The sequence below is a fragment of the Burkholderia anthinoferrum genome (assembly GCF_002925705.1).
GTDB lineage: Bacteria > Pseudomonadota > Gammaproteobacteria > Burkholderiales > Burkholderiaceae > Burkholderia > Burkholderia semiarida.
Genome location: NZ_LFZP01000064.1, coordinates 265,590 through 289,812, shown reverse-complemented (window position 1 = coordinate 289,812; position 24,223 = coordinate 265,590). Strand labels below are relative to the sequence as shown.

21 protein-coding genes are annotated in these 24,223 nt (G+C 59.0%); 11 read left to right on the top strand and 10 right to left on the bottom strand.

Annotated features, from left to right (window positions below; translation table 11 throughout):
- Positions 1 to 44: 44 nt before the first annotated feature.
- Positions 45 to 1,031 (bottom strand): AAA family ATPase, encoded by a 987-nt coding sequence (locus C5F75_RS31320; protein WP_104013276.1) that lies wholly within the window; start codon positions 1,029 to 1,031, stop codon positions 45 to 47.
- 793 nt (positions 1,032 to 1,824) lie between these two features.
- Here C5F75_RS31320 and C5F75_RS31310 point away from each other — a divergent pair.
- From C5F75_RS31310 to C5F75_RS31290, 5 genes are all read left to right on the top strand, one after another.
- A complete protein-coding gene (locus C5F75_RS31310; protein ID WP_181035502.1) occupies positions 1,825 to 2,250 on the top strand; it encodes a helix-turn-helix domain-containing protein in 426 nt (141 codons plus the stop codon).
- 223 nt (positions 2,251 to 2,473) lie between these two features.
- On the top strand, positions 2,474 to 3,112 hold the full coding sequence (locus tag C5F75_RS31305; protein ID WP_104013273.1) for a TnsA endonuclease N-terminal domain-containing protein: 639 nt from the start codon (positions 2,474 to 2,476) through the stop codon (positions 3,110 to 3,112).
- Positions 3,109 to 5,100, top strand: coding sequence for a Mu transposase C-terminal domain-containing protein (locus C5F75_RS31300; protein ID WP_104013272.1), 1,992 nt, complete (start codon positions 3,109 to 3,111; stop codon positions 5,098 to 5,100). Before C5F75_RS31305 ends, C5F75_RS31300 begins: the two co-directional genes overlap by 4 nt.
- Complete coding sequence (locus C5F75_RS31295; protein WP_181035501.1) at positions 5,090 to 6,124, top strand: TniB family NTP-binding protein; 1,035 nt, start codon at positions 5,090 to 5,092, stop codon at positions 6,122 to 6,124. Before C5F75_RS31300 ends, C5F75_RS31295 begins: the two co-directional genes overlap by 11 nt.
- The gene (locus C5F75_RS31290; protein WP_104013270.1) at positions 6,105 to 7,712 is read left to right on the top strand and encodes a TniQ family protein; all 1,608 of its coding nucleotides are present in this window, start codon (positions 6,105 to 6,107) and stop codon (positions 7,710 to 7,712) included. Before C5F75_RS31295 ends, C5F75_RS31290 begins: the two co-directional genes overlap by 20 nt.
- Before the next feature lie 277 nt (positions 7,713 to 7,989).
- Here C5F75_RS31290 and C5F75_RS31280 read toward each other — a convergent pair whose 3' ends face one another.
- Positions 7,990 to 8,379: a BON domain-containing protein gene (locus tag C5F75_RS31280; RefSeq protein WP_258048623.1), complete on the bottom strand. Its 390-nt coding sequence runs from the start codon at positions 8,377 to 8,379 to the stop codon at positions 7,990 to 7,992.
- Positions 8,380 to 8,721: 342 nt separating this feature from the next.
- The gene (locus C5F75_RS37430) at positions 8,722 to 9,039 is read right to left on the bottom strand and encodes a hypothetical protein (RefSeq protein WP_258048622.1); all 318 of its coding nucleotides are present in this window, start codon (positions 9,037 to 9,039) and stop codon (positions 8,722 to 8,724) included.
- Between the two features lie 364 nt (positions 9,040 to 9,403).
- On the opposite strand from C5F75_RS37430, the gene C5F75_RS31270 reads away from it, so the two are divergent.
- From C5F75_RS31270 to C5F75_RS31250, 5 genes are all read left to right on the top strand, one after another.
- Positions 9,404 to 10,489: a catalase family peroxidase gene (locus C5F75_RS31270; protein WP_104013268.1), complete on the top strand. Its 1,086-nt coding sequence runs from the start codon at positions 9,404 to 9,406 to the stop codon at positions 10,487 to 10,489.
- Entirely contained in the window at positions 10,486 to 11,022 is a 537-nt protein-coding gene (locus C5F75_RS31265; RefSeq protein ID WP_104013267.1) for a cytochrome b, read from the top strand. Before C5F75_RS31270 ends, C5F75_RS31265 begins: the two co-directional genes overlap by 4 nt.
- A gap of 220 nt (positions 11,023 to 11,242) precedes the next feature.
- The gene (locus tag C5F75_RS31260) at positions 11,243 to 12,394 is read left to right on the top strand and encodes a TDT family transporter (RefSeq protein WP_104013266.1); all 1,152 of its coding nucleotides are present in this window, start codon (positions 11,243 to 11,245) and stop codon (positions 12,392 to 12,394) included.
- Between the two features lie 102 nt (positions 12,395 to 12,496).
- Positions 12,497 to 13,483, top strand: coding sequence for a malate dehydrogenase (locus C5F75_RS31255; RefSeq protein ID WP_059605784.1), 987 nt, complete (start codon positions 12,497 to 12,499; stop codon positions 13,481 to 13,483).
- Between the two features lie 64 nt (positions 13,484 to 13,547).
- A complete protein-coding gene (locus C5F75_RS31250; protein WP_104013265.1) occupies positions 13,548 to 14,354 on the top strand; it encodes an extracellular solute-binding protein in 807 nt (268 codons plus the stop codon).
- A gap of 163 nt (positions 14,355 to 14,517) precedes the next feature.
- Here the strand turns inward: C5F75_RS31250 and C5F75_RS31245 are convergent, their stop codons facing one another.
- From C5F75_RS31245 to C5F75_RS31220, 6 genes are all read right to left on the bottom strand, one after another.
- A complete protein-coding gene (locus tag C5F75_RS31245; protein ID WP_104013264.1) occupies positions 14,518 to 15,258 on the bottom strand; it encodes an SDR family oxidoreductase in 741 nt (246 codons plus the stop codon).
- Between the two features lie 147 nt (positions 15,259 to 15,405).
- The gene (locus tag C5F75_RS31240) at positions 15,406 to 16,311 is read right to left on the bottom strand and encodes an SDR family oxidoreductase (protein WP_181035499.1); all 906 of its coding nucleotides are present in this window, start codon (positions 16,309 to 16,311) and stop codon (positions 15,406 to 15,408) included.
- A gap of 44 nt (positions 16,312 to 16,355) precedes the next feature.
- Entirely contained in the window at positions 16,356 to 17,444 is a 1,089-nt protein-coding gene (nicT, locus tag C5F75_RS31235) for a Nickel transporter NicT (protein ID WP_104013263.1), read from the bottom strand.
- Between the two features lie 100 nt (positions 17,445 to 17,544).
- Positions 17,545 to 18,576: a DUF4331 family protein gene (locus tag C5F75_RS31230; RefSeq protein ID WP_104013262.1), complete on the bottom strand. Its 1,032-nt coding sequence runs from the start codon at positions 18,574 to 18,576 to the stop codon at positions 17,545 to 17,547.
- A gap of 214 nt (positions 18,577 to 18,790) precedes the next feature.
- A complete protein-coding gene (locus C5F75_RS31225) occupies positions 18,791 to 20,068 on the bottom strand; it encodes an MFS transporter (RefSeq protein ID WP_104013261.1) in 1,278 nt (425 codons plus the stop codon).
- Positions 20,065 to 21,387, bottom strand: coding sequence for a sensor histidine kinase (locus C5F75_RS31220; protein WP_104013260.1), 1,323 nt, complete (start codon positions 21,385 to 21,387; stop codon positions 20,065 to 20,067). The genes C5F75_RS31225 and C5F75_RS31220 overlap by 4 nt, the downstream gene beginning before the upstream one ends.
- A gap of 327 nt (positions 21,388 to 21,714) precedes the next feature.
- Here C5F75_RS31220 and C5F75_RS31215 point away from each other — a divergent pair, with 327 nt between their 5' ends.
- A complete protein-coding gene (locus C5F75_RS31215; RefSeq protein WP_104013259.1) occupies positions 21,715 to 22,452 on the top strand; it encodes an SDR family oxidoreductase in 738 nt (245 codons plus the stop codon).
- A 60-nt stretch (positions 22,453 to 22,512) separates the two neighbouring features.
- On the opposite strand, the gene C5F75_RS31210 is transcribed toward C5F75_RS31215, so the two are convergent.
- A complete protein-coding gene (locus C5F75_RS31210; RefSeq protein WP_104013258.1) occupies positions 22,513 to 23,481 on the bottom strand; it encodes a LysR family transcriptional regulator in 969 nt (322 codons plus the stop codon).
- Between the last annotated feature and the right edge of the window lie 742 nt (positions 23,482 to 24,223).

The window sequence follows — 24,223 nt, the reverse complement described above, 5'->3', positions numbered from 1 at the left end:
TGAACCGAGATGCTCGAGTGTACAACTAACTCAAACAGTAAGCCTTAAAAATCATGGAACTGATTGTGTGCGCGCTCAGACAAGTGAGCGATAACAGAATCTTCGCTCACAACTCCCTCGCCATTCAGAATGGTGTCTTTAATCGTATCGATGCAGGCCCGTGAAATTTCAGCTTGAGATTGACCTTCGGCGGCACTTGTAACACGCTCAAAATTAAACGACACAGCCACATAGCTGGCAAGCCGATTCCTTAGCAACTGCTCGATTTGCTCGGCGTTCGGTACAGCATAGCGCACGACGTCATCGAATCGACGGAAAAGCGCAACATCGAGATCTTTCGCGTGATTAGTGGCGGCCAGAATAAGGCTGTCCGAGTCATCTTGATCGAGCAACTGCAAGAACATATTGAGCGTACGGCGCATTTCAGCCACGTCGTGCTGGCTGCCACGCTGAAGCCCAAGCGAATCGAACTCGTCGAAAAAGTAGACGCCGCGAGTTTGCTTTAGCGCATCAAACACAAGGCGTAGCTTCGATGAGCTCTCACCCATGAACTTTGTAATGAGGCTGTCGAAGCGGACAGTGAACAGGGGAAGCCGCAACTCTCCGGCCAACGCGCCCGCGGTCATGGTCTTACCGGTACCGGGGCGTCCAACTAAAAGAATCTTTCGCCGCGGCGCCAGGTCGTGAGCTTTAAGTCGTTCAACCTCACGCTGCTCCCTCAAGATCCGATCGAGCTTGGTTCGCACATCGTCGGTCAACACCATCTGACTCAGGCGGTCCGATGGGTACTTCACGGAAAGCAAATCGACGAGCTCGCCTTTTGGCTGGGCGAGCGGTGTCGGCCGCACGGTCCGGGGACTGTTGGCTTTCATCTTCGCCGCGTCGATCAACTCTCGAAGTTCGGCGGCGAGCCGGGTATGCCCGCGGCGAGCCTCATCCGCCGCAACTTGCGTCGCAACGGCATAGAACTGAGGTGAATCTTCGCTCGCATGGGCGCGCAGTAGCGCTTTGATTTGATCCGATCGTGCCATAGCTATATCCCTCTTCCATCTTAGCGCACTCTTGGCTGAGAGTGATGCTATTATAGCATTTCATTGCTATAGTTACATCTAAATGGTTGAGTCACGTTTCCCACGATCGCAAAAGGAGCTCATCAAACTTGCGCGCGGTGCCGCGACGCAGAGGGAGTTCGCGATGCGTCTGAAGGTCGATAAGTCATGTCTATCTCGCTACGAGTCGGGAAAATTGGGGGCTCCGGTGAGAGTGATCGACGAATGTCTAAAGATCGTCGCCAATGGCCTTGTCGAACCGAGTAGTCCTTCGATTGCCTCTGCACTGGAACATGCTCGAATGACGGTGAAGTGCTTGGAGCAATGAGCTGCCCATCGTGAAAAGACGAAGTACTCGTTAGGCTGAATGCACGAACAATACGATGCAACAGTAGCAACGCACGGCATAGAGCCTTCCTGCAGAAAATTCGGGTTTCCGCGTCGCCCACGTTAGCGCGTCGGCACACGGAGGACTAGCTGCCAGGCTTGGATCGAAACGATCTCGAATCACCGGAAAAGGCAACATGGCTGAGCTCAGTGTTGGCCTACCCGCAGTGCTTTGCGCGCTAGAGTAATCGCTCTAGATTCCGCTGAGAAATGCCGAATCCCTTTGTGGGCGGCCTGTTCGGCGCGCGTCATCATTGTCGAAATTATCCTATCGCCTCACGCGCGTAGTACAAAAAACTATTTAAAATCAATGGCATGAGTTTGACTTCTCGGGTCGGGACGCCATAACATCTGCCGGTGCTATGAACGTCTTCCGAGAGTTAACCCGTTGAGTCCAATTTCCGAACGATTGCGCGCACTCCGGCTCCGCTACGGTGTCCGCCAAATGGATCTCGCGGCAGCGATAGGCTTCGAGCAAAGCTATATCTCGGCGATTGAGCTCGGAATCAAAGGGCCGCCCTCCATCGAATTCGTCGAGCGAGTCTCCGCATACCTGCGGTTATCGGTCGACGAAGACTCCAGCCTGCGCGAGGCACTGCAGCTCTCCACGCGACACTTCTCTATTCCTCAAACCGCGTCAGCAGACGTCTTTCGCCTATGTAGCGAGCTTTGGCGCGAGCTGGACAGGCTAACGGACACCCAGATCCGGGTGATTCGAGATGTGATCGCGATGCGGCAGGAAATTGGACCAGGTGCGGACCGGCAGGTCGTCGGTCGCGTAGTCAGAAGAGACAAGGAGGACGCCAAAATGTAAAAAGCGAGACAAACCAGAAGGCTTGCTCGCTTTTGGGGAAGGCTGAACGCCGCTCCGTGTTGGCGCTCGTAGTGTCGTCCAGCCTCCCCGACTCGTCAAGCCTCCCCTCCTTCGTTTGCACTAAGTTGCCGCGCGATATTCCTGCGGCCGGGCGTTTTTACGCCCGAAGATAGTGCTATTTCTACCTGCTCTCCGAGCGGGTTGGCTTCTTATCGCCTGCGAAATGAAAAAGACGACTACTGCACGAAAAATATTGACGCGTTCCGGACGACGAACTCGATATCTATACCCCTCCACCAAGAATCGCGCGCTTATACAGTGTGAATCGCGGCTTGAGTTCAATGCGGCCATGCACTTCGAATTTTCGCCGGACGTCGTACGCTATCGCGAACAACCAACTGAAGTCACTTATCGCGATCGTAACGACCGAGTGCGGAAGTACTTTCCCGATTTCGAACTGACGATGAAAGATGGAGCGTCAGTACATGTCGAGATCAAGCCCTCATCGAAGCTGCGTCAGGCTCAACTGCGTGAGCGGCTGCAAGATATCGCGCAGCAGTATGTGCATCGAGGTCAGTTGTTCAAGGTTCTGACCGAGCGCGAGATCGGAAGCGCATCAAAAATCGCAAATCTTGAGCGTCTGAGCTATCACCGGCGACCAGCCCCGTACGGATTCGAACGTGCGGAGCTCTTGCGACGTCTGGCTCGGATTCAGCCGCTGACATTCGGCCGTGCAAGCTCAATCGCTGGGAGTGAACAGGCAGTCATGCGCCTGCTGTCGACAGGTTGCCTAGTGTTCGATCGCGACACCGCATTGACGAATTCGACCGTACTTGCCTTCGCGTCGGAGAAACAATCATGATCCGATTCACCTTCAAGAAGGGTTTGGTGTTCCGAGAAGGACTCAAACGATGGACGATCATCGGCCGGACAGTCTTCGGGAAGATAAAGCTCGAGTGTGATGAGGGCGAACCGCGCACGATGAGTCGCGACGAGCTCTACCAGGCGGTCTTGCTCGGCACGATGTCAATCGATGAGCAGAGTCTCAACGTCGATGCTAGCGTGCTATTCACAGCCGTTCCGCGCGATCTCACTTCTTTCCCAGAACACCATCAGAAGAATGCTCGCCGTCGGCACATTTACATGCAGAAGCTGACCGACAATTTTACGAACACAAACTCATGGATCCGCGAACAGACTGAAAAAATCGCAGCAGAGATCGGCGATACATTGGTGCCTTCGGTTAGCAGTATCAAGCGCTGGTGGAGACGATACCGACACACGCGAAGCGTTACCAAGCTGACCGACTGCAGAGAGAATAGCGGGCGCCGCCGCGACAACGTCATCCAGGCACTATTCGAGGAGGCTGTTAACGAGATATATCTCGATCCGCAGAAGCACTCGGGACAAGATGTCTACGGTAGGTTGGTCGAGAAGATCAATCAATACAATAAGCATCGACCTGACCAGGCGCCGCTTACCTGTCCTGTCGAGTCAACAATGTATCGCTGGCTGCGACGTCTCGATCAGAACGCGATAGATGCGGCGCGACTTGGAAAGGACGCGGCCGAAAGAAAGGCTCGCTGGGTGCATGGAATGGCCGTGGCCGATTTTCCTTTGCATCGTGTCGAGATTGACCACACGCCGCTCGACATCTTGGCTATCGACTTGGTCACAAACTTGCCGTTGGGCCGACCATGGATCACGGTTGCCATCGACAGATATAGTCGAGTGATTCTCGGATTCTATCTAAGCTTCCGAGCGCCGTCTGCACAGTCGGTGCTTCAGTGCCTCAAGCGCGCAGTCTTGCCGAAGGCGGATTGGGGGAAAGTTGTCAACTTGCATCGAGAACACCCTGGCTATGGCATCCCGTATCTCGTCGCTGTCGATAACGGCATGGATCTTCACGCGGATGCGGTGCAAATGGTGTGCGGGGAGATGGGGATCTCTATGCTCTATTGCCCGGCCGGGCAGCCGGAGTTCAAGGGAGCCGTCGAGCGTGTGATCGGCACGATTCAGCGCTCCGTGATGCACAAACTGCCCGGAACCGTGTTCTCGTGCGTCGATGAACGCGGAGACTATCCAGCAGAAAAGCTGGCTGCGATCGATCTCAAGACGCTGACGCAGATCCTTATCAAGTGGATTGTCGACGAATACCACCATACTCCGCATCGCGCGCTTGGCATGACGCCGGCCGAAAAATGGCAACAAGGAATCGCGAACGTGCGGATTGAGCTACCGGCATACCCTCAACAGCTCGATATCTTGACGGGACTACCGGAGAGTCGGACTGTATGGCACTACGGTGTCGAACTTGATGGTCTGCACTACAACAACGAGCATCTGCAAGTACTGCGTAGTCGGGCACGCAACTATCGGACGCAAGTGCAGTTGAAGCGCCACGAAGATAACGTCAGCTACATCCACGTCTTTGACGACGAAGCTCGAAGCTATTTCAAGGTACCCGTTACGCATCGGTTCGCGAGCTATGCCGAAGGCCTGACCTTGCACCAGCATCTTTTGATTCGACAGCGCACGAGGCTCGCTCATGGAAATAAATGGAACGATGAGCACCTGCTACGCGTGAAGGCTGAGATTCAGTCCATGATTCGAGAAGCTTTGCGAGGAAAGAAGTTACGAGATCGCAAGCATGCAGCGTCTCTAGATATTATGGATAGCGAACGGGTATTTTCAGATGGATCGGAAAGTGGACGTCGCTCACGTAAGTCCAGCCGTTCGAGATCCCCGGATTCGCAGCGACAAACCTGCGATTCCTCCGATATTGGGCCGTTGCCGGATCTGAATGGATCTCCGAATCCTAGGTACCAAGGAGATGCTCGTGGGTACTGATATCCAAACAGAAAAAAGAGACCCTCTTGAGTTTCTTGCAACGATTGGTCTACCTGAGGACGCGAAGAAGTCACGCGCCCTGGTCGTCAGATTCTCGATACGAAAAGAACTCATCCACTACGACCGCTTTTGCATCGCATTGCGACGGATCGCCGGTATCCATCGTCAATGGCGCTCGGTGTCACCGGGGGCTCGCGCGTTGGCATTGTTGGGGCACACCGGAACAGGGAAATCCACGATTCTGAGGTTCTATGCTAGTCAATTCGAGCAGTTTGAAACTACCGAAGGTCCCATTATTCCGGTTCTCTATGTTGTCGTGCCGTCGAGACCGAGTATCAAGAACCTCGCGCAGGCGATCCTTGACGCCCTAGGTGATCGTATATATAGACGTTCGGCGGAGGATAAGACGGTTTACCTCGTGGAGTTGCTCAAACAATGCAGGGTTGAAATGTTGATCATCGACGAGTTTCAGCATTTTGCTGATGCCGGACGTATCGCAGAAGCAAATCGTGCAACGGATTGGCTGAAGAACCTTATGGAGGCCAGCGGTGTCACTGTGATCGTGGCGGGTCTGCCGAACAGCGCTGAGGTCTTGAAGGCTAATCCGCAGTTAACTCGGCGATTCTCTGCAATCCATGAAGTGCGTCGGTTTGATTGGATGGTTCCCGACGATCGACGAGAGTTCGGGGGCGTTCTGAAGTACATGCACAGTCGCCTTCCGTTGCCTTGTCCCGACCTGCACTCCTCAGAATTTGCAATGAGGATGTATGTGGCTTCAGCCGGCGTGATCGACTACGTTGCCAAGATCATCGATGGCGCGGTCGTGCTTGCAATGGAGTGCGGTAAGACGACGCTGAGTCTCGCATTGTTCGAGCAAGCCTTTACCAAGGAGGTGTGGTCGGGCGGGACGAATAGACTCAATCCCTTTCATCCAGATGCCGAACTACGTGACCTCGTTGGTACAGACGAGCCGTTTTGGTATCTCGCTCACGACGTGAACGGCGATGGCACGAAATTACTATAAGCAATCGGCGTCTGCCGCAATCGCTTCCCTACCTAGGATGCTTATGCATCCCGTTATTCAGGTTGGGGAGGCGAGCTCGGCCTACATGAAACGCATCGCAATTAGCAACGGGCTGTCATTAGATCGCCTCTATGGGCTTGGCGTTATCCTTGATGATGAAGTTCTTGAACATGCGCTTTCGTGGGATAGAGTCGCGCCCCCGATCGAGGCGAGGCGATACTTGACTAGCTTGATCAGTATGCGTCGCTCAGCACCGAGGGCGTGGTTGATCAAATCGGCACGATGCTGCCCGCTTTGCTTACGCGAACAACCACTTTGGGCGGCGGAGTGGGAACTGCGTCCATATCTGGCATGTACGAAGCATCAATGCTGGCTCATTGATCGATGTGGTGCGTGTAATCGACCCATCGCATGGACTAGGAAAGCACTGTTTCGTTGCGATTGTGGTGAGAGGTTTGCCGATGCGTTTACGTCGCCTGCACCCATAAAATTTGCGGAGCTTGCTTCGCTGATCGCCCGCAAACTCCCGGATTATCGAGGTGAGCCGACCGCATTTGATGAACTTTCGTTGGACGACGTGATTGATGTTGTGGTGTGCTTCGGTAGTAACGCCAAAAGCGGAAAGGGGGACCGCGGGGGCAGGACATGGTTCATGCGTGAAATGAGTGATGCCATCACGGTCCTTGAGCCATCGGCTGACGCATTGTCGGCTTGGCCCTCTGGGTTTCTTGCGCATCTACGTGCAATGCACAAGAAAATTGGTGACGAAAAGGGTTGCATCGCATCTACTTTTCGTGGCGTCTATTTCTATATTCGTTCGACCCAAAAGCGACAAGAGTTTGGATTCTTGAGAGAGTGCTTCTTGCAGTATCTCGTTGATCACTGGCCATGGCCTTCTCTGGATCGGAAAAACTCCCCGGTGGACGCCATCGCGTCTCAATTGCCGTGGATGTGGGCCGCACACGCTGCTCGCGAACTCAATATGAGAGAGGGAAAGCTCAAGGAGTTGGCCGAGAAGGGACTCATCGAGGTGAAATACCGGCCATCTCAAAGCCAGAGAATGTTGCTGGCCGTTCGGCGTGAAGACCTACCGAAGATTCGACAGGCCTTGCATGAGCAGGCTGGTATCAAGGCGTTGCGAAATCTCGGGATCTCGGCTCGACGGCAGATCGTGTTGCTGCCGCTCCTTTTTCCGGAGGCTCAAGGAGGTACCGTACAGCTCAACAAGCAAGAAAATGTACAAGTCCTGAAATCCAGCATCGAGAACTTACTCAGACTCGCCAACGAGTTACCAGTCGTAGATCATGAGAGCAACGGACAAGTCGCGTTGGAGCGAGTACTCCGATCATGCGCTTGGCGAAACGACATGGTCGAGCATCTCTTTCAGTTGATTCTGAGTGGCGACATGAAACCGGAAGCCGTGTTGGCGGGAAAACCTGGGTTCACGGGTTGGCTGTTTGGTCGAGAGATGCTGGAAAGAATAAAGTTGCAGGGCTCGCTGACACGGCTAGGGGCATATTCGCAGGCGGGCGCCAACGCGCTTCCGGCGCTGGCGCCGCCAAACCGGATGATATCGACGCCGTCGTGAAGGCGGTTTCGCCCACGCCCATCAACGCCATCCTAGTCAGCTCCGACACGCAGACCGTAGATTTCAAGAAGCTCGGCGTGCGGCGGGTCAGCGTTGGTGCGATACGAGGTGGCAGACCGACGGGCTGCATGGGCACCCTCAGCAATCGCAGCGGGACGGTGAGCGGCGGCACGTGAAGGCGCTCAGCCGTCGCATCACCTGTCGATCGTCGGCGCGAACCGTCGCAAGTTTGACTTGCCCATTCGGTGTAATGAGAGCGGTTGAGCGGACCAACGGTTCAGTGCCCGGCTTCCTTTACGGACAAGTTGTTGACGATGGATTTCGCCGGGGCCGCGACCTGTGCTGCATTCTGTGCAAGCTGAACCTGGTTCTGTTCGGGGACCGTGCCGTCGAGGGTAACGGTGTTTCCGCGTGCAACTACACGGATGTCCGAGGTGGCGAGTCCTTGCGTCCGTGTCAACGCCTTGCGGACTTGTGTTTCGATGTGCCAGTTTGCCCGGCGCGCTTGTTTCTTGCTGATCGTCGTTGCAGACGAGGCCGGAACTGATGGCGTGCTTTGAGCGAACGCGGTGGTGGTGACAACGAACACCGGGACGAGTGCCAATGCTGCAAGTTTGAAATGGCGCATTTCTTCCTCTCTGTTAAACAGTGCCGAGACGATGGTCATTACCGGTCTCGGTGTGTGGGGGGAAAGCCTTGGTCGATGGACCGACGCGGAAATCACGCGCGAGGGTCATCTAGACGACGCAGACAACGACAACCCCGACATGGCGGTAGTTCAGCCTTCGTCGGGGTCAGCGCAGTGTCCGACACTCCCCTGACAATGATTTTCGAAAACGCACACCTGATTATTGGATAAAACGAAGTAATACCGTTCTACAGATTCTGTTGCGCTCGGTTCGTCTTTCGAGACGGTCGGGAAGAGACCGATGTTCGAGATGACGACGAGATCGCCGTCCATACCTCGACGCATGTGCAGAGAGGGGGCGACCTGTCGATGAAGTGGCTCCTACGTCCAGTCCTTCGCGTCATCGACGGTCGTCTTGTAACCGGGAAAATGGTGAAACGGTTCCTGTCGGCGAGAGACGACGGGAACCGATCGATTCGGAGCTATCCTCCGATGCGTTGAATCGTTGTTGCCAGCGATCATGCATGCGAGTCGACCGTCGGTCGAGATCTGCTCCAGCGGCGTTACCAGATCCGTTTCAACCTCGGTCATCGTATCGGTAAGAGGCCGCTTTTGTGTCATATGACCGAAGCCGGTCGCGCACGCGACTATGGCGGTCAGACAGGCTACGCGAAACGAGATCGCGTTCATCGATTTCATCGGACTGGCTCCTATGTCAGGTACGCAGAGGTGCACTTCGAATCCGGGCCGCTCTCGATTGAGCCGCTATGCGCAGTGCATTTGCATCATTGGCGAAGCTTGATTCGAATCGACTACAAAGCGTTTCGCGATGGATCGCCGCGCTTCAAAAATGCACGCTCATGGGTCTAGCGGCGTTCGGCTACTCCCCGCCAGTATGGTTGAGCCGCGCGTGTCGATCTGCAATCGGCCGTGCGAACGCCAAATGGATTCCGGATATTTCCTGACATAGTCGCTTCGCCTGCTTCGCAACTGTTGCGGTAGCGGTGTCGAGACGCGAATGCGCGTCGCGGCCATCTACTCGATCGACCCAGGAGCATATTCAATGTCGTCTCCCGGCCCTTCCCGCCCCCCATTTCTTGCGATAACCGCCATCGCGCTTATCGTATTCTCATCAGCTTTGGCATTCGCGTGGACTGGAGGTTGGCTTACGCCCGCCCGGTTGAGCGGCGCTGAGCTGATCGATTCACTGCAGTCCAATACCGGCAAGGTATTCTCCGGGTTTCGCCGAGCCCATACAAAAGGCATTTGTGTCGCGGGGCACTTCGATTCGAACGGTGCGGGTAGCGCACTGTCGTCGGCAGCGCTTTTCCGCGTCGGCTCGGTGCCTGTAACAGGTCGCTTCAATACCGGAGGAAGCGTGCCGACTGGTGCGGACAGCGATCAGATATTTCGTGGACTCGGCATGCGATTCGCGCTGGCCGACGGTGAAGAGTGGCGAATGGCGCTCGATCAAACGCCAATCTTCGTCGTGTCGAATCCGGCCGATTTCGTCGCACTGCAGATCGCATCGACCCCGGTTCGTGCTACGGGACAGCCTGATCCCGGCACGATGAAGGCGTTCCTCTCAACGCATCCGGAGACCCAGCGCTTCTTCGATTATCTGGAGAAGACGCCAATGTCCTCCGGCTTTGCAAACGGCACGTACTACAGCATCAACGCGTTTCGCTTCATCGACTCGCAAGGCGCAACACGATCGGTGCGCTGGCAATTCGAGCCGGAGCAGCCGTTCACGGCATTGGACAAGCGTACGGCTGCTGCACTGCCAGCAAACTTCCTCTTCGACGATCTGCTCGAACGCGTCCATGAGGGGCCGGTGAAGTGGCACCTTGTGCTCGTGCAAGCCAATTCGGCGGATCGCACCGATAACGCAACGATCGCGTGGGATGGACCACATCGACGGGTCGACGCCGGTACGCTCGTCTTCGATGCAATTGCGACGGAAGCGGACGGACATTGCCGCGACTTCAATTACGATCCGCTGATGTTGCCGAAAGGCATCGCACCATCCGACGATCCGCTTTTGCCCGCGCGCTCCGCAGCCTACTCGGTGTCGTTCTATCGACGTGCAGTGGAAGGGCCGCGCCCGGATGCCATCACTCTCGAACACGATCATGGAGCCGCGAAATGACGAGCCGAAACCCGACCTTTTCCGTGCCGGCCCGTGCGCTGCACTGGCTGATGGCCGTGCTGATCATCGCGATGCTATTCGTCGGAGCCGGCATGGTATCGACCGTTAGTGCGCGTTATCCGCAATTGCTTGCGTTGCATCGGCCGCTCGGTATCGCGATCCTGTTACTGGCGGTGATCCGACTTGGCGTGCGTTTGACGCACCGGCCACCACCGTTGCCGTCCGACATTCCACTATGGCAGACCATAGTAGCGAAGCTGTCGCATTACCTGCTTTACGCGTTGATGATTGCAATGCCGCTCATCGGTTGGGCGATGCAGTCCGCCGGCGGCTATCCGATCGTGATGTGGAAAGGCGTCGAGCTGTTTCCGATCCTGCCGCACGATATCGTCGTCTACGGTCAGCTGCGTCGGCTGCACGGGCTGCTCGCGTATGCGTTTTTCCTGCTGATCCTTGGTCACCTTGCCGCTGCGCTCGTGCACGCATGGATCCGGCGCGACGGTGTCTTCGAAAGCATGGCAGGCAGCCGATAGCGGCACGTCGGGTTCCTCCGGCGGACCGGGCGCCGGACTTGGGCCGCGTCAAGGCGCGAACGTGCGTTGGGGCGCAACCACCCGCCGGGGGCACTTGAGTGAAGGCATCGTGAGCGGGATCCATAAGTAAAAGGTATGTTGTGTATGCGAAGCATGTATTTTTCGTATGGCTCACACACACCTACATTGTCGATACCCCCTCCCTTCCGAGAGAACAGCGATGAAATCGACAATGCCTAGCACGACGGCAGCCCATAGCCGACAAAATCTCGGGGACAAGATTCGGCAATTCACACCGAACTGGTTCGCGATGACGATGGGCAACGGAATCGTATTTCTCGTCATCGCCGGATTGCCGTGGCACTTTGCAGGGCAGATGACGTTGGCCCACACGTTGTGGATGGCCGATAGCGTGCTTTACGTCTTGTTTGCCGGCATGCTGTTGGCGCGCTGGATCTTCTATCCGGAGACGATTCGCCCGATGTTGCATCATCCGCTGCAGTCGATGTTCCTCGGCGCGGTGCCGATGGGGCTCGCACCCGTCATCAACGGCCTGGTGCTCTTTGCCGGCCCGCACGGAGGCGGGGCTGCGAGCCAACTGGCGTACGGCTTGTGGTGTGTGGATGCGGTGGTGGCAGTGGCCGTCGCCGTCGGTGTGCCGTACATGATGTTCACCGCACAGGATCACGCGCTCGAGCGCATCACCGCCGTGCTGCTGCTGCCGATCGTCGCGCCTGAAGTGGCTGCGTCGAGCGCCGCCGTGCTCGCGCCGCATGTCGACGCACAGACCGCGCGCTTCCTGGTGACCGCTGGTTACGTACTGTGGGCCGTATCGGTGCCGCTCGCCTTTACCGTACTCACGGTCGTCTTCTTCCGGCTGGTGATCCACAAGCTTCCGCATCGTGATCTCGGTCCGTCCAGCTGGCTGACGCTCGGGCCGATCGGCACCGGCGCGCTGGGCTTGCTCGCGCTCGGCCACGTCGCACCGGATGCATTTGCCGGGACGCCGTTCGAGGCTACAGCAATTGTCGCGCGCGACATCGGCTTGATCGGCGCTTTGCTGCTCTGGGGCGTGGGCCTCTGGTGGCTGGCCATGGCGATGCTGTTCACACTGAAGTATTCCCGCGACGGGCTGCCGTTCAATCTCGGATGGTGGGGATTTACATTCCCGCTCGGCGTCTACACCGTCGTGACGCTCAGTCTCTATCGAACCACCGGCTTTGCCGCGTTTGCCGCGCTCGGGATTGCGCTCGCGGCGCTGCTCGGCGGGCTGTGGTTGACCGTGCTGTCCCGCACGCTGCGCGGCCTCGCCCGCGGCGAACTGTTCCACGCCCCCTGCCTCGTCGGCCGGGCACGACCCGCCACCGCCTGAACGAATCGTTGAACGCGCTCCCACCGACCGCACGTGCACTAAGCGGCCGGCCGGCGTGGAGCGATGCCATGACCATCACCGAACCTTCGAAGGAGATGCAACATGTCCAAATCAGCACGCCGTGTGGCCGTGACCGGGGCGGCCGGTCAAATTGCCTATTCGTTGTTGTTCCGGATCGCCCGCGGCGATCTGCTCGGCGACGATCAACCCGTGATCCTTCAACTCCTGGAACTGCCGCACGCGCTCGACGCGCTGCGCGGCGTAGTCATGGAACTGGAAGACTGTGCATTCCCGTTGCTGCAGTCGGTCGAAATCAGCGATGATCCGCGCGTTGCGTTTCGCGACGCCGATTACGCGATGCTCGTCGGCTCGCGTCCGCGCGGAAAAGGCATGGAACGGCGCGATCTGCTGGCCGCGAACGCCGCCATCTTCCGTGCCCAGGGCCATGCGCTCAATGAAGTGGCGAACAGGCAGGTCAAGGTACTCGTCGTCGGCAACCCGGCCAACACCAACGCGTGGGTGGCACGCTACTACGCTCCCGACCTGCCGGCGGATGCCATTACCGCGATGATCCGTCTCGACCACAATCGCGCCGTATCGAAGCTGGCCGCCCGATGCGGCGTAGCGGTGGATGCCGTCACCCGCATGGCGGTTTGGGGCAATCATTCGCCGACCATGTTTCCGGACTATCGTCATGCGCTGATCGACCAACAGCCCGCCCCGCTGCGGGTCGGCGACGAACGGTGGTATGTCGAGACGTTCATTCCCGAAGTCGCCCGCCGCGGCACCGCAATCATCGAAGCGCGCGGTGCATCGTCCGCGGCGTCGGCGGCCAATGCAGCGATCGACCAGATGCGCGACTGGATTCGCGGAAGCGACGGCCGGTGGGTGTCGATGAGCATCGTGTCGGACGGCGAATACGGCATTCCCCGCGGCCTGATGTTCGGCATGCCGACGATTTGCAGCGAAGGTCACTATCGTATCGTCCCGGATCTTAAGGTCGACGCGTTCGCGCGTGCCCGTATCGACGCATCGATCGTGGAGCTCATGGACGAAATGCAGGCCGTGCGAACGATTCTTGCGTTGTAGAGCGATTCGAAACGCATCGAAACCGCGTGCAATTTCTGAAGCAACTCACATAAATGGACCCATCATGTTCAGCTCCTTGAAAAAGAAGACGGCTATATCATTCGTAACCCTAATGGTATCGTGCGGCGCGTTCGCTCATGAAACTGCCGATCCGACGATACGGCGTGACGCGCAAGACGGCATCGTGCGTTTGTACGGAGCCGGCGGCCCGGATACCGCGTTCCAGAAGGTTGCAAAGGTCTTCACTGACGAAACCGGTATCAAAGTGGAGGTGACGGGCGGGCCGGAGCCGATGTGGAGCCGCAAAGCGCAAGCCGACGCCGATATTCTGTGGGGGACGTCGGAAGAAGATATGGCCGGCCTGCTGGAAACCTACACGGTGTTTCAATGGAGTGACGTCACGCCGATCTATATTCGTCCAGCTGTCATTGCCGTGAAGAAGGGCAATCCGAAACACATCCGCGGCTTTGACGATCTGCTCGCGGATGGCGTACGTATCGTCGTCACCGAAGGCGCGGGCGTGGCGAATACGTCCGGCACGGGTACGTGGGAGGACATCGCCGGCCGCATGGGACGCCTCGACGACGTGAGGCGGTTCCGGCGGAACATCGTCGGATTCGGCACGGGCAGCGGGCCGAGCTTCAGGATGTTCGTCGAAAAGGACGCGGATGCGTGGATCACGTGGCCCGACTGGCCGATTACACATGCCGACAAAGCGGATTACGTCAGCTTGCCCGCGAACAGGGCGATCTGGAGAGACGTCAATGTTGCGCTCGCCCCGGATGCCGATCCTGAAGCAAGACAGTTCCTCGATTTCCTGACTAGTGATCGGGGAGCCGCTATCATGAAGACGGAGGGTTGGGTGCGTTGAATGGATTCCGGAGTGGAACGACCAATCTACGTTGGCTGTTCCGCCCGACTATCAGTGGCCATGCGTCGAATCGAGCCAGCGAGGCGAAGGCGCCTTCGCGATATACGGTCCGGGATCGGCATCGATGCGCCGTGTGCGATGAACGCCGTCCCGGACTGTGGATTCAGCACATGCCGCCGTTTGCACGAACGACCTGGCCGTTGATCCACGCGCCTTCCGGGCTGGCCAGAAACGCGACGACGGCCGAGATGTCCGACGGCTGCCCCAATCGTTCGAGCGGATTCATCTTCGCCATTCGATCGATGAGCTCCGCGCTCTTGCCGGCGAGGAATAGCTCGGTGGCCACGGGGCCGGGTGCCACGGCATTGACGCTGATGCCTCGTCCGCGTAGTTCCTGGGCGAGCACCTGAGTCAGCCCCTCCACCGCGCATTTCGTCGCGATATAGACGGCATACGTCGGCAAGCGCACACCGGTAACGCTTGTCGTCAAGTTCATGATCCGGCCGCCGTCGCGAACACGGCGAGCGGCCTCGCGCGATACATTGAACGCACCCTTGAAGTTGATCGCAACCGTTCGGTCAAAAGTCGCATCGTCGAAGTCTGCGATCTTCGCCTGATTCATGACGCCTGCGCTGTTGACGACGACGTCCACGCGGCCAAAAGCCTTCTCCGTCGCGTCGAACATCGCAATGGTCGCGGCCGGATCGGCGATGTCGGCCTTGACGAGCAACGCGTCGCCGCCGCTCTCGCGAATCGTTGCGGCGACTTCCTCGGCCGGCGCCGCGTTGCTGGCATAGTTCACGACGACCTTGAAGCCGTCGCGTGCGAGACGAATCGCGATTTCCGCGCCGATCCCGCGCGAAGAACCGGTAACGAGGGCTACCTTTTCGGAAGGTTGGATCATGTCATGCTCCTGGAGTGTATGCCGGGCCACTGCGAACGAAGGTTCGTCGCACGTCGGGCCCGGACGTTGGCGGGAAGATGTCGGTATCGAGATGACACATTGCTACGCCATTACAACGACGCAGTTAAATCGATTCAGGACGCCGGCTCACGGCGATGTGCGGAGGTGCGGCGCAAGAAGGTCGGACAGTCCGACGCGATGCAGCATCTCGGCGCGCAGCCGGTCGAGCACGGCGAAGCCCACGTTCGCGCCGTCTTCGGTAGGATCGACATGCACGCGGAACGGGCGCTTGCCTGCAGGCTTCGCGACTACGTCCACGATCGCATCGGCGACGAGTCCCGCATGGGCGTCGGGCGGTACGATCGCGGCGAATGCCTCTTGGACTTCGTGCCCGAAGTTCTTGTAAGGGCCGGCGTCGTATTCGGCCGCGCGAGCCGTGTCCGCCGGGGCTCCGGCGTGAGCGAAATGATTCGTGCCCTGCGTAAATGCGCCAGGGACGATGATTGACGTCTCGATTCCCCAGCGCGACAACTCGCGTGCGTACAACACGGCAATCGCATCCATTGCCGCCTTCGCACCAAAATACGGTGCGAGATAGGGCGGTGTGCCGCCCGCGGCGCTGCTGCTCGATACCCACACCAGCAATCCTTGCTGACGCTCCCGGAAGTGCGGGAGGACTGCCCTGTTCACCCGCTGGGTACTGACCACGTTAATGTCGTAAAGCTGCGCATACTGCTCAGGCGTAAACGCTTCGGCCGGGCCGAAGGCCATGTGCCCGGCGTTGTGGATCAGCACATCGATGCCGCCGGCCTGCTCCAGAACGGTCGTGATTGCGCGTTCGACGGACGCGTCGGATTGCACGTCGAGTTCAAGCGTGCGCAGATCGATGCTGGCCGTGTGCGCAAGTGCGCTCATCTGTTCGGTTACGGCGGCGTTACGCCCTGCCGTATCGCGCATCGACGCGTAGACGATGTGGCCGGCATGTGCGAGTGCCTCTGCCGTCAGTCTGCCAAAACCACTAGACGCGCCGGTGACGAGTATGACTTTGCTCATGATGGATTTCCTTTGTGGTGAGTGAACGTTAAACGGGTGAAGGATCATGCGTCGCCGCCGCGTGCCCAGTGCTGTTCGATTCGTCCGAACTTCCATATCGCGACGGACACCGCCCATGTCGCGGCGAACAGCGCGACGATCGCGAAACCCATATGGTTGAGGTCGAGTGCTGGCAGCCACGTACCTGACGCGACGCGGATATGGAAGACGTTGTCGAGCAGACCCAGCATCTCGATCGTTCCGATGATGAGCGCGAAGCCGATCGAGAGGCCCGTGACGACGAGGTTGTAGTAGATTTTGCGAATGGGGTGCGTGAGCGCCCATCCGTATGCAAGCGTCATGAACGAGCCGTCGATCGTGTCGAACAGCAGCATGCCCGCAGCGAAGAGGACGGGCAGACAGAGGATCGCGTACCACGGGAGGCCCGAGGCGGCGCCCGCACCGGTCAGCACCAGGAGCGCGATTTCGGTTGCGGTATCGAATCCGAGCCCGAACAGGACGCCGACGAAATACATCTGACCGGGTTTGCGAACGATGCGCATCAACGGCGCGAGAAGCCGGCTGATCAGGCCGCGCGAGCCGAGGCATCGTTCGAGTTGCGCTTCATCGAACCTCCCGCTCCGCATGCTTCGAAATGCTGTGCAAAGATCGTAAAACGAAGCGATGTTCAACGCCGCTATCGAATAAAGGAAGACGCTGGAAACGATCGCGCCAACGGTGCTCGTCAGCATGCGCAGCGGCGAGCCGGCGTCGAGTACATGCGCCGATAGAGAATGCATGCCGAGTGCGATGAAGAGGGCGAGTCCGAACACGACGCTCGAATGGCCGAACGAGAACCAGAACCCCACGCTCGATGCCCGCTGGCCTTCACCGATCAGTTTGCGCGTGGTGTTGTCTATCGCCGCGATGTGGTCGGCGTCGAACGCGTGCCGCATGCCCAGCGAGTACGCAGTGATCCCGGCGCCGATGCCGAAGGCGCGGGAGTCGACGCTGAGGTGGTGCGGAACGATAAACGCGACCAACGTACCCCAGCCAACGACGTGAAGAAGAACGATGAACATGCCGACCGCAACCCATGAAACGGTTGCGGTCCGGTGGTTTGAGAAACGACGAATGTCATGGCTCGCGGACATGGAAGCCTCGTCAAGAATGAGGGGAGAATCGGGGCCGCCGACGCCGGGCGGTCATTTGCTACCGGAGAGCGTCGGCGCCACCGCACACCGCCGAGTCGATTCAAACCTTGGGCACGTACGGGAACGTCGAGGACGGCTTTGATGTGACGGACTCTTTCCCGATTCCGAGACTGATCGGCGTATTTGCGGCGATCGAGAACATCACATCCGGTGCGTTATCGGTCATGGACCGCCCATTCCATTGCGAGAAGCCGAATACGGCCGGCGTGCCGACCGTGTACGGCAGTACGTTCGGAAGCAGTCGGTGTGCGACGGCTGCTGCATAGCCGTCCGGGTCTTCGGCTGTTCCGTTGGCTCTCACCGCGCCCGCGACCGCCTTGATGAGCGTGGCGCCGTAGGTTTCGAAGTCGTCGGCCGGGCGGCCAGCGTTCAGCCGGTCGCCGAGATCCTCGTTGAACTGAGTGAAGAGCGGATGAATCATCGGGAGCCCGACGCGATTGATCGGTCGCCAGCCGCCACTGTCGGTGGCGAGTGTCGCGATCGCCCACACGCCGATTTTCCGGTTACCGTTTGCCGTGGCGAGCAATTCCGCGTCAGGCACTTCGAGAACGAGCGAATACACGGTGTGACCGGCAAACAGATTGCGCGCATCACGAGGTTGCCACGTGCCCAGATCGAGCGGCTGGCCGTCCTGGAACGCGTGACCGACCGCATGAAGGACATCTGGTTCGATCCAGAACGGATCCCCTGCGCGTCCGGCCCACACTCGCAGGCCGGACGGCGTCATAATCGTCTCATCGGTGTCGCCTTGCGCAACCACGTCGCCGGCCGCATGCGGATCCGCAGCCGAAGTTCCGACGATGCGGCGCACGACGAAGTGCTGTTTTCCGCCGGCATCCCGCTCGTCAAACGTGATGCGATAAGTCACGTCCTCGATCGCGTCCTGATTGAGGTCGATCTTGAATTCATAGAACCCTTCGGGGTGGTAGCCGGGCGTCGGTACGTCGCCGGCAATCGAATGGCAAACGTTGATGACGAATACGGTCCCGGTCTGGCCTCGAAAGCAATACAGGTCGGTGATGTCGAGACGGATGTCCTGGCGGGCGAGCGGGGAGTCGAGATGATGCGACATGGTTCGATCCTTTCCGTAAGATCAAGGAGGATGGCGGCGGTACGGCGTCGTGGACGCCGCACCGCGATGCCTCGCGCTGGATGACGGAAAGGAGTGTGACGCGCCGACCGAACCGGCGCTGTCCGGAAAGGCAGCGCCATTTCCGATTTGCACGGCATCGATACCATGCACATGTGCCGCCGTCTCCGCGGGCTTGCGGACCGGCGGCTAGATGTTATGCGCTCGCGCTACGGACGGTGCGAACCTGAAGAACGGCAACCAGCGTAATCGCGGCAGACACACAGACATACCAGCCGGCCGCGGAATGCAGGCCCGTCCACGCATCAACCGAAGCAACCACGAACGGGGCTGTACCGCCAAACAGTGCGACACCGGTGGCATACACGACCGACATCGCGACGGCGCGGCCTCGCATCGGGAACATTTCGAGGATAACGACAATGCTCGGTGCACCAGCGATGGCAGACAAACCGGCGAATAGCGCGACCACGCAGCGTAATACGAGGGGTTGCGGATGGGTCGCCGCGTAATGGAATGCCGGTAGTACGGTCAGCATGGTAAGGGCGCGAGACAGGCTGATGGTTCTCAATCGCCCGGCTCGATCCGCGAGCCAGCCGCCAGCCAGCGACAGACTCAGCGTGACCGCACCGACAGCCACCGTCGTCACAAAAGCGGCGTATGCAGTTGGTGGTGGACCGGCTACGCCGACCGTGGTCGCGTAGGTCGCAACATAGGTCGGTACAGTGCCGCCGAAGATCAATGCAATCGCGATGAGCCACTGCTGCCTATACCCGACCAACGTACTACGCACAGCGCGCCCATCGCGCGGCACCCGCCACGTCTCGTCGATCTGGCGGCGCAAATAGAGTTGAACGGGAATGAGCATACCCGCTAGCGCGAATGGTATGCGCCAGCCCCAATGCTGAATTTGCGTGATCGTAAGAAGGTTGAATATTGCAATACCGCAACTGCCAGCTGCGACCAATGCAAGTCCCTGGCCCGCCATCAGCCATCCTGCGTAGACGCCTTTGCGCTCGGGTGGACAGCGCTCGATCAGCAACGCTCCCGACGATCCCATTTCCCCGCCGATCGCCAAGCCCTGCAGGATCCGGCAGACGAGTACGGCGATCGGTGCGCCGATGCCCAAGGTCGCATAGTCGGGCGTCAATGCAACCCCGACCGAACCTGCTGTGACGAGTGCCGCGGTGAGTAGTAACGCTTGCTTGCGTCCGGCGGTGTCTGCATGGAGGCCGATCACCAGTGCGCCGATCGGGCGGGACAGGAACCCGGCCGCGAACGTGCCAAGCGACAACATTCGGCCATAGGCAGCCGATGCGTGCGGGAAGAACGCATCGGCAATGAATGCGGCGAAGACCGTATAGCAGAAGTAGTCGAAAAACTCGACAGCGTTGGCAAGCACAACCGTGGCCAAGGTGCCCGCCGTAAGGCTGTGTGCAAACGCTGTGTCGGCATCGTTCCGGGATCGTCTCATGCGGCCTGGCCATCTTCGGGCGCAGATGCACGCGGATTACCGGTACCGAAGGCCCCTGGACAGCGCGGGACGGTGAAGCAGAAAGTCGTGCCTCGTTTACTGGTTTGCCCGATCCATATCGTACCGCCGTGAGCCTCCACGATTGACTTCGAGATCGGAAGACCCATCCCCATTCCGTCGCTCTTCGTGCTGGAAAGAGGTTGAAATATCGAGTCCGGCTGGGCCGCCGCGATGCCACTGCCCGAATCGGAGACTTCGAACAGTGTCTGCATATTGTCGCAGCGGCGCACGCGTACCGCCAGTTCGGGCGCGCGATCGGCGAGATTGGCTGCCGAGATCGCATGGATACCGTTTATCAACAGGTTGGTCAGCACTTGTTGAAGTTGAATACGATCGGCATACGCGCGTATTCCCGGCTCGATATCCGTTGCGACGGCGATTGAATGCGCATTCGCCTCCGATGCAACCAACAGCATCGCGGATTGCACGATTTCCGCGCAATCGACGTCGGTCGCCTCGACCGGCGCACCCACGAGAAACCCGCGCAGACGCTGGCAGATGGCCGCAATGTCGTCCGTCCAACGTGCCGCGTATCGGAATGCGGCCAATGCTTCATCGATATCTGGCTCGGGCCGGTCCATCCAGCGAGCGGCTGCGTCCAGCGCGGTCCGGACCGCGCCGAGCGGCTGACCGATTTCGTGAGTAATCGATGCAACGAGCTGCCCGACCATCGACACTCTTGCGGTTCGGGCCATTTGCGCGCGCAACGCCTGCAGGCGCTCGCTGTTTTCCTTGTGCTCGGTCACGTCGAATGCATAGAAATGCAGACGACGATACTGCGCCGGGTCGGCCGGCAGCGAACACCGCCACACGATAGGCACTTTCCTGCCGGTGAGGGTCGATAGCAGGCGTTCGCCCTGGCAAAACGCCCGCCCGTCGAACATCGCGCGCAGTACCTGCGAGTTGCTGATGCGATTCGCCGGAAGCAGCTTGCGCGATTGTTCGAAAAACAGCTCCTTCGATTCAGCTTCGAAAAGTGCGAGCGCGGCGCCGTTTGCGTCAATGAACGCGTGCAGCTCGCGCAGCTCGTCGATGACTTGCGGATGGGCGTCGATGTAGGCTTCCAGATCCGTCACGCCACGTGCCTTGAGCGAGTCTACCCACGCTTTGATACCGGACCAGTCTTCTATAAGAATCGGTATGGGCGCGTCGCGAAACAGCGAATCCGCTTCGACGCGCGCTTGCGCCGCAGGGCTCGACGACGGGTCCGAAGCATTCCGTGTCGACCGGCTCGGCGACTTTCCGTTTGATCCGTTCATGGGGCGAGTTCGAATACGTGTGAAGCGAGGTCGAGCACCGCTGAGTGTCGCGGACGAAGGCGTCGCGGGAAAGGTGCGGCGATTATACAAAACCATAATTTCCTGGGAACCGGTGGCTGCGAATCGTTACGTGGGCGCGGCATTCGGGCATGTCGCCACGGTGCGAACCGACCGACCGCGCGTCTCTAGTCTTCTTCGCTCAAGTGCGTTGTGGCTGCTCTGGCTCAATAAACGTGCGAATTGAAAAAGAGCGGATCGGTGGCAACTGCATATTGGTGCGGGCATCGGGCTGTGCCGGTGCGTCACATCAACTGAACGGAGCCAAATATGTCGGAAGTATTGAAAGTTGCGCTTGTCACCGGAGCGTCTGGTGGCATCGGCAAGGCGGTCGCATTGCGCCTCGCGGCCGACGGATTTGCGATCGTGGGCCACTACGCCGGAAATGCCGCCGAGATGGACACGCTCATCTCGGAGATCACCAGCCGAGGCGGTCAGGCAATCGCGGTCAAGGGCGATATCAGCGCGGTGGACGACGTCGCCGCACTCTATGAACATACGCTGAATGCGTTCGGACGGCTCGATGTGGTCGTCCATTGCGCGGGCATCATGCCGCTTGCGCCTATTGGCCCGGACGGTCTGGACGTATTCGACAGGACGATTCGGGTCAATCTGCGCGGCAGCTACCTGGTCATGGCGCATGCCGTGTCGCACCTGGGCGCCGGCGGCCGTATCGTCGTCTGTTCCAGCAGTGTCGTCGCGAAGTCTTTCCCCAACTACGGCGCGTACATCGCGTCGAAGGCGGGCGGCGACGGACTGGTGAGAGTGCTGGCGAACGAGATGCGCGGACGAGGGATTACGGTCAACGCGGTCGCACCTGGGCCGGTCGCGACCGAGTTGTTCCTGAAAGGAAAGACGGATGAGCAGATCGAGCGGCTCGCGCACCTTGCACCGCTCGAGCGGCTCGGCGAGCCGGACGATATTGCCCGGGCGGTAGCGTTTCTCGTCGGCGAGGACGGCCAGTGGATCAACGGTCAGATTCTTTACGCCAACGGCGGTTTTGCTTGATGTACCGGACGCCTTCGGCGAGCGGTCGCGAAGGCGTCTTCCCTCTTCTCCCCGTGCATGTCAGCCTGCGCAAGCGGGGTGTTCCGGGCGAGGGGCGAGTCCCGCCACACCTGGGACAGTGCGGCATCTTGGCGCCTGAAGAGTGTCGATCATGTGCGCCACCACGAAATCGACGAACGTTCGGATTTTCGCGTCGACGTGGCGACGCGATGCGTAAAGCACGTACGCGGGAGTGCGCTCCAGTCGCTGTTCGGGGAACAGCCACACGAGCGAGCCTTGGCGAATGTCGTCGATCACGCAGTGCAGCGGCAGCGCGGCGACGCCGGCACCCGCAAGAACGGCGAAGCGCGTGGCATCTACATCGTCGATGACGATGGGTCCCTCGTGGTTCGTCGATGCAAGCTTGACGATGTTGAGTCTCGCTTGGTGTTTGGACGTCGAAACGCGCGTCGGCACGGGCGTCAGCGCATGCGCGACCACCTGGTCGAACGTATCGATTCGGCATGTCCGGAGATACCTCGGTTCCGCGACCAGCACATGCTCGATCTGGCCGATTATCCGGCTCACGTTCCCGGAATCGGGCAGTGAAGCCGTGGGCACGATTGACACATCGACGCGGTCTTTAATGAGATGTGCGGTGCCGGGAATGAATGTCACATGAACCTTGACGCTCGGGTGCTGACGTTGATATTCGACGAGACATTGCGTGACGCGTCGGAGTCCGAGCTCGGGCGAGCAATGGACGTGTAATGTGCCGTGCGGCCGTGAATAGGCGCCGACGGCCTCCGCTTCCGCGTCGTCGAGATCGACGAGAACCTGCTTGCATCTGGCGTAATAGCGCTGCCCGGACTCCGTCAATGACAGGCTGCGTGTGGTGCGATTCAGCAGCCGCGTATGCAGCCGGTTCTCGAGCATCGAGACCGCACGCGACACGCATGCCTTGCTGTACTCCATCTGAACGGCAGCCGCGCTGAAACTGCCTGTTTCCACCACGCGCGAGAAGATTCGCATGCTCAGTAGCGTGTCCATTCATACCTCGCCTTCTGGGGGAGTATCGACTGACCGACAGCAGGATCCGGGATGGACGATCACGCGCACCAGGCTGCTGTCTCGCGATAAAAAGATAGCGGGATGCTCGCTTGCGCGCCATCGTACGTTTGGATGTGCGGATACCCGATGGGAACTCCAGTCTCATCCTCCTGTATAGCAGCACCGTTGATTTCAGTTTTGTCATCCGGATGTTCGAATGGCGTCAAGCCCGATCGTCACAATGGGCTCACTGGACAACGACTGCATCGGCTGACGTGTTTGCCGTGCGTCAACGATACGCACTCCCCTGCTTATGCGAGGTATTAGCGATGCATAACCCAATATCAACGAGCGCATGGCCAAGACCAAAATCCATCGAATCGTGCAGTGATGGTGGGAAAGGACCGACCGATTTCGCATACCTGTTAATACCTTCGTATAGTCGGGGCCAGCGGTTCCTGGCCGGAGCACGTATCGGCGATGACGTTTCCGCGTCCGCCGCAAGTCTTTCTTCAGGCGCGATTGATCGTTCTCACTGAGGCCCGGGGCGTGAGGGCGATCATTCGTCGCCATGCCGACAAGGCGTGGTGCGGGATGCGAGCCTTGATTCGTGAATTAAACCTCGATATGACCGACCTCACCCATCGATAAGTTCGAGCAACCCTTTGTACGGCTGGTGCGACGTTGTTCGTTTCGATACTTTGTATTCACCGCGCAGGTCGTGCGCAACGTTTCATGTTTC

Coding starts and splice junctions, on each gene's coding strand:
- C5F75_RS31320 (WP_104013276.1), bottom strand. CDS start 1,031: ATGGCACGATCGGATCAAATCAAAGCGCTACTGCGCGCCCATGCGAGC.
- C5F75_RS31305 (WP_104013273.1), top strand. CDS start 2,474: ATGAAAAAGACGACTACTGCACGAAAAATATTGACGCGTTCCGGACGA.
- C5F75_RS31300 (WP_104013272.1), top strand. CDS start 3,109: ATGATCCGATTCACCTTCAAGAAGGGTTTGGTGTTCCGAGAAGGACTC.
- C5F75_RS31290 (WP_104013270.1), top strand. CDS start 6,105: ATGGCACGAAATTACTATAAGCAATCGGCGTCTGCCGCAATCGCTTCC.
- C5F75_RS31280 (WP_258048623.1), bottom strand. CDS start 8,379: ATGACCATCGTCTCGGCACTGTTTAACAGAGAGGAAGAAATGCGCCAT.
- C5F75_RS37430 (WP_258048622.1), bottom strand. CDS start 9,039: ATGAAATCGATGAACGCGATCTCGTTTCGCGTAGCCTGTCTGACCGCC.
- C5F75_RS31270 (WP_104013268.1), top strand. CDS start 9,404: ATGTCGTCTCCCGGCCCTTCCCGCCCCCCATTTCTTGCGATAACCGCC.
- C5F75_RS31265 (WP_104013267.1), top strand. CDS start 10,486: ATGACGAGCCGAAACCCGACCTTTTCCGTGCCGGCCCGTGCGCTGCAC.
- C5F75_RS31260 (WP_104013266.1), top strand. CDS start 11,243: ATGAAATCGACAATGCCTAGCACGACGGCAGCCCATAGCCGACAAAAT.
- C5F75_RS31255 (WP_059605784.1), top strand. CDS start 12,497: ATGTCCAAATCAGCACGCCGTGTGGCCGTGACCGGGGCGGCCGGTCAA.
- C5F75_RS31250 (WP_104013265.1), top strand. CDS start 13,548: ATGTTCAGCTCCTTGAAAAAGAAGACGGCTATATCATTCGTAACCCTA.
- C5F75_RS31245 (WP_104013264.1), bottom strand. CDS start 15,258: ATGATCCAACCTTCCGAAAAGGTAGCCCTCGTTACCGGTTCTTCGCGC.
- C5F75_RS31240 (WP_181035499.1), bottom strand. CDS start 16,311: ATGAGCAAAGTCATACTCGTCACCGGCGCGTCTAGTGGTTTTGGCAGA.
- nicT (WP_104013263.1), bottom strand. CDS start 17,444: ATGTCCGCGAGCCATGACATTCGTCGTTTCTCAAACCACCGGACCGCA.
- C5F75_RS31230 (WP_104013262.1), bottom strand. CDS start 18,576: ATGTCGCATCATCTCGACTCCCCGCTCGCCCGCCAGGACATCCGTCTC.
- C5F75_RS31225 (WP_104013261.1), bottom strand. CDS start 20,068: ATGAGACGATCCCGGAACGATGCCGACACAGCGTTTGCACACAGCCTT.
- C5F75_RS31220 (WP_104013260.1), bottom strand. CDS start 21,387: ATGAACGGATCAAACGGAAAGTCGCCGAGCCGGTCGACACGGAATGCT.
- C5F75_RS31215 (WP_104013259.1), top strand. CDS start 21,715: ATGTCGGAAGTATTGAAAGTTGCGCTTGTCACCGGAGCGTCTGGTGGC.
- C5F75_RS31210 (WP_104013258.1), bottom strand. CDS start 23,481: ATGGACACGCTACTGAGCATGCGAATCTTCTCGCGCGTGGTGGAAACA.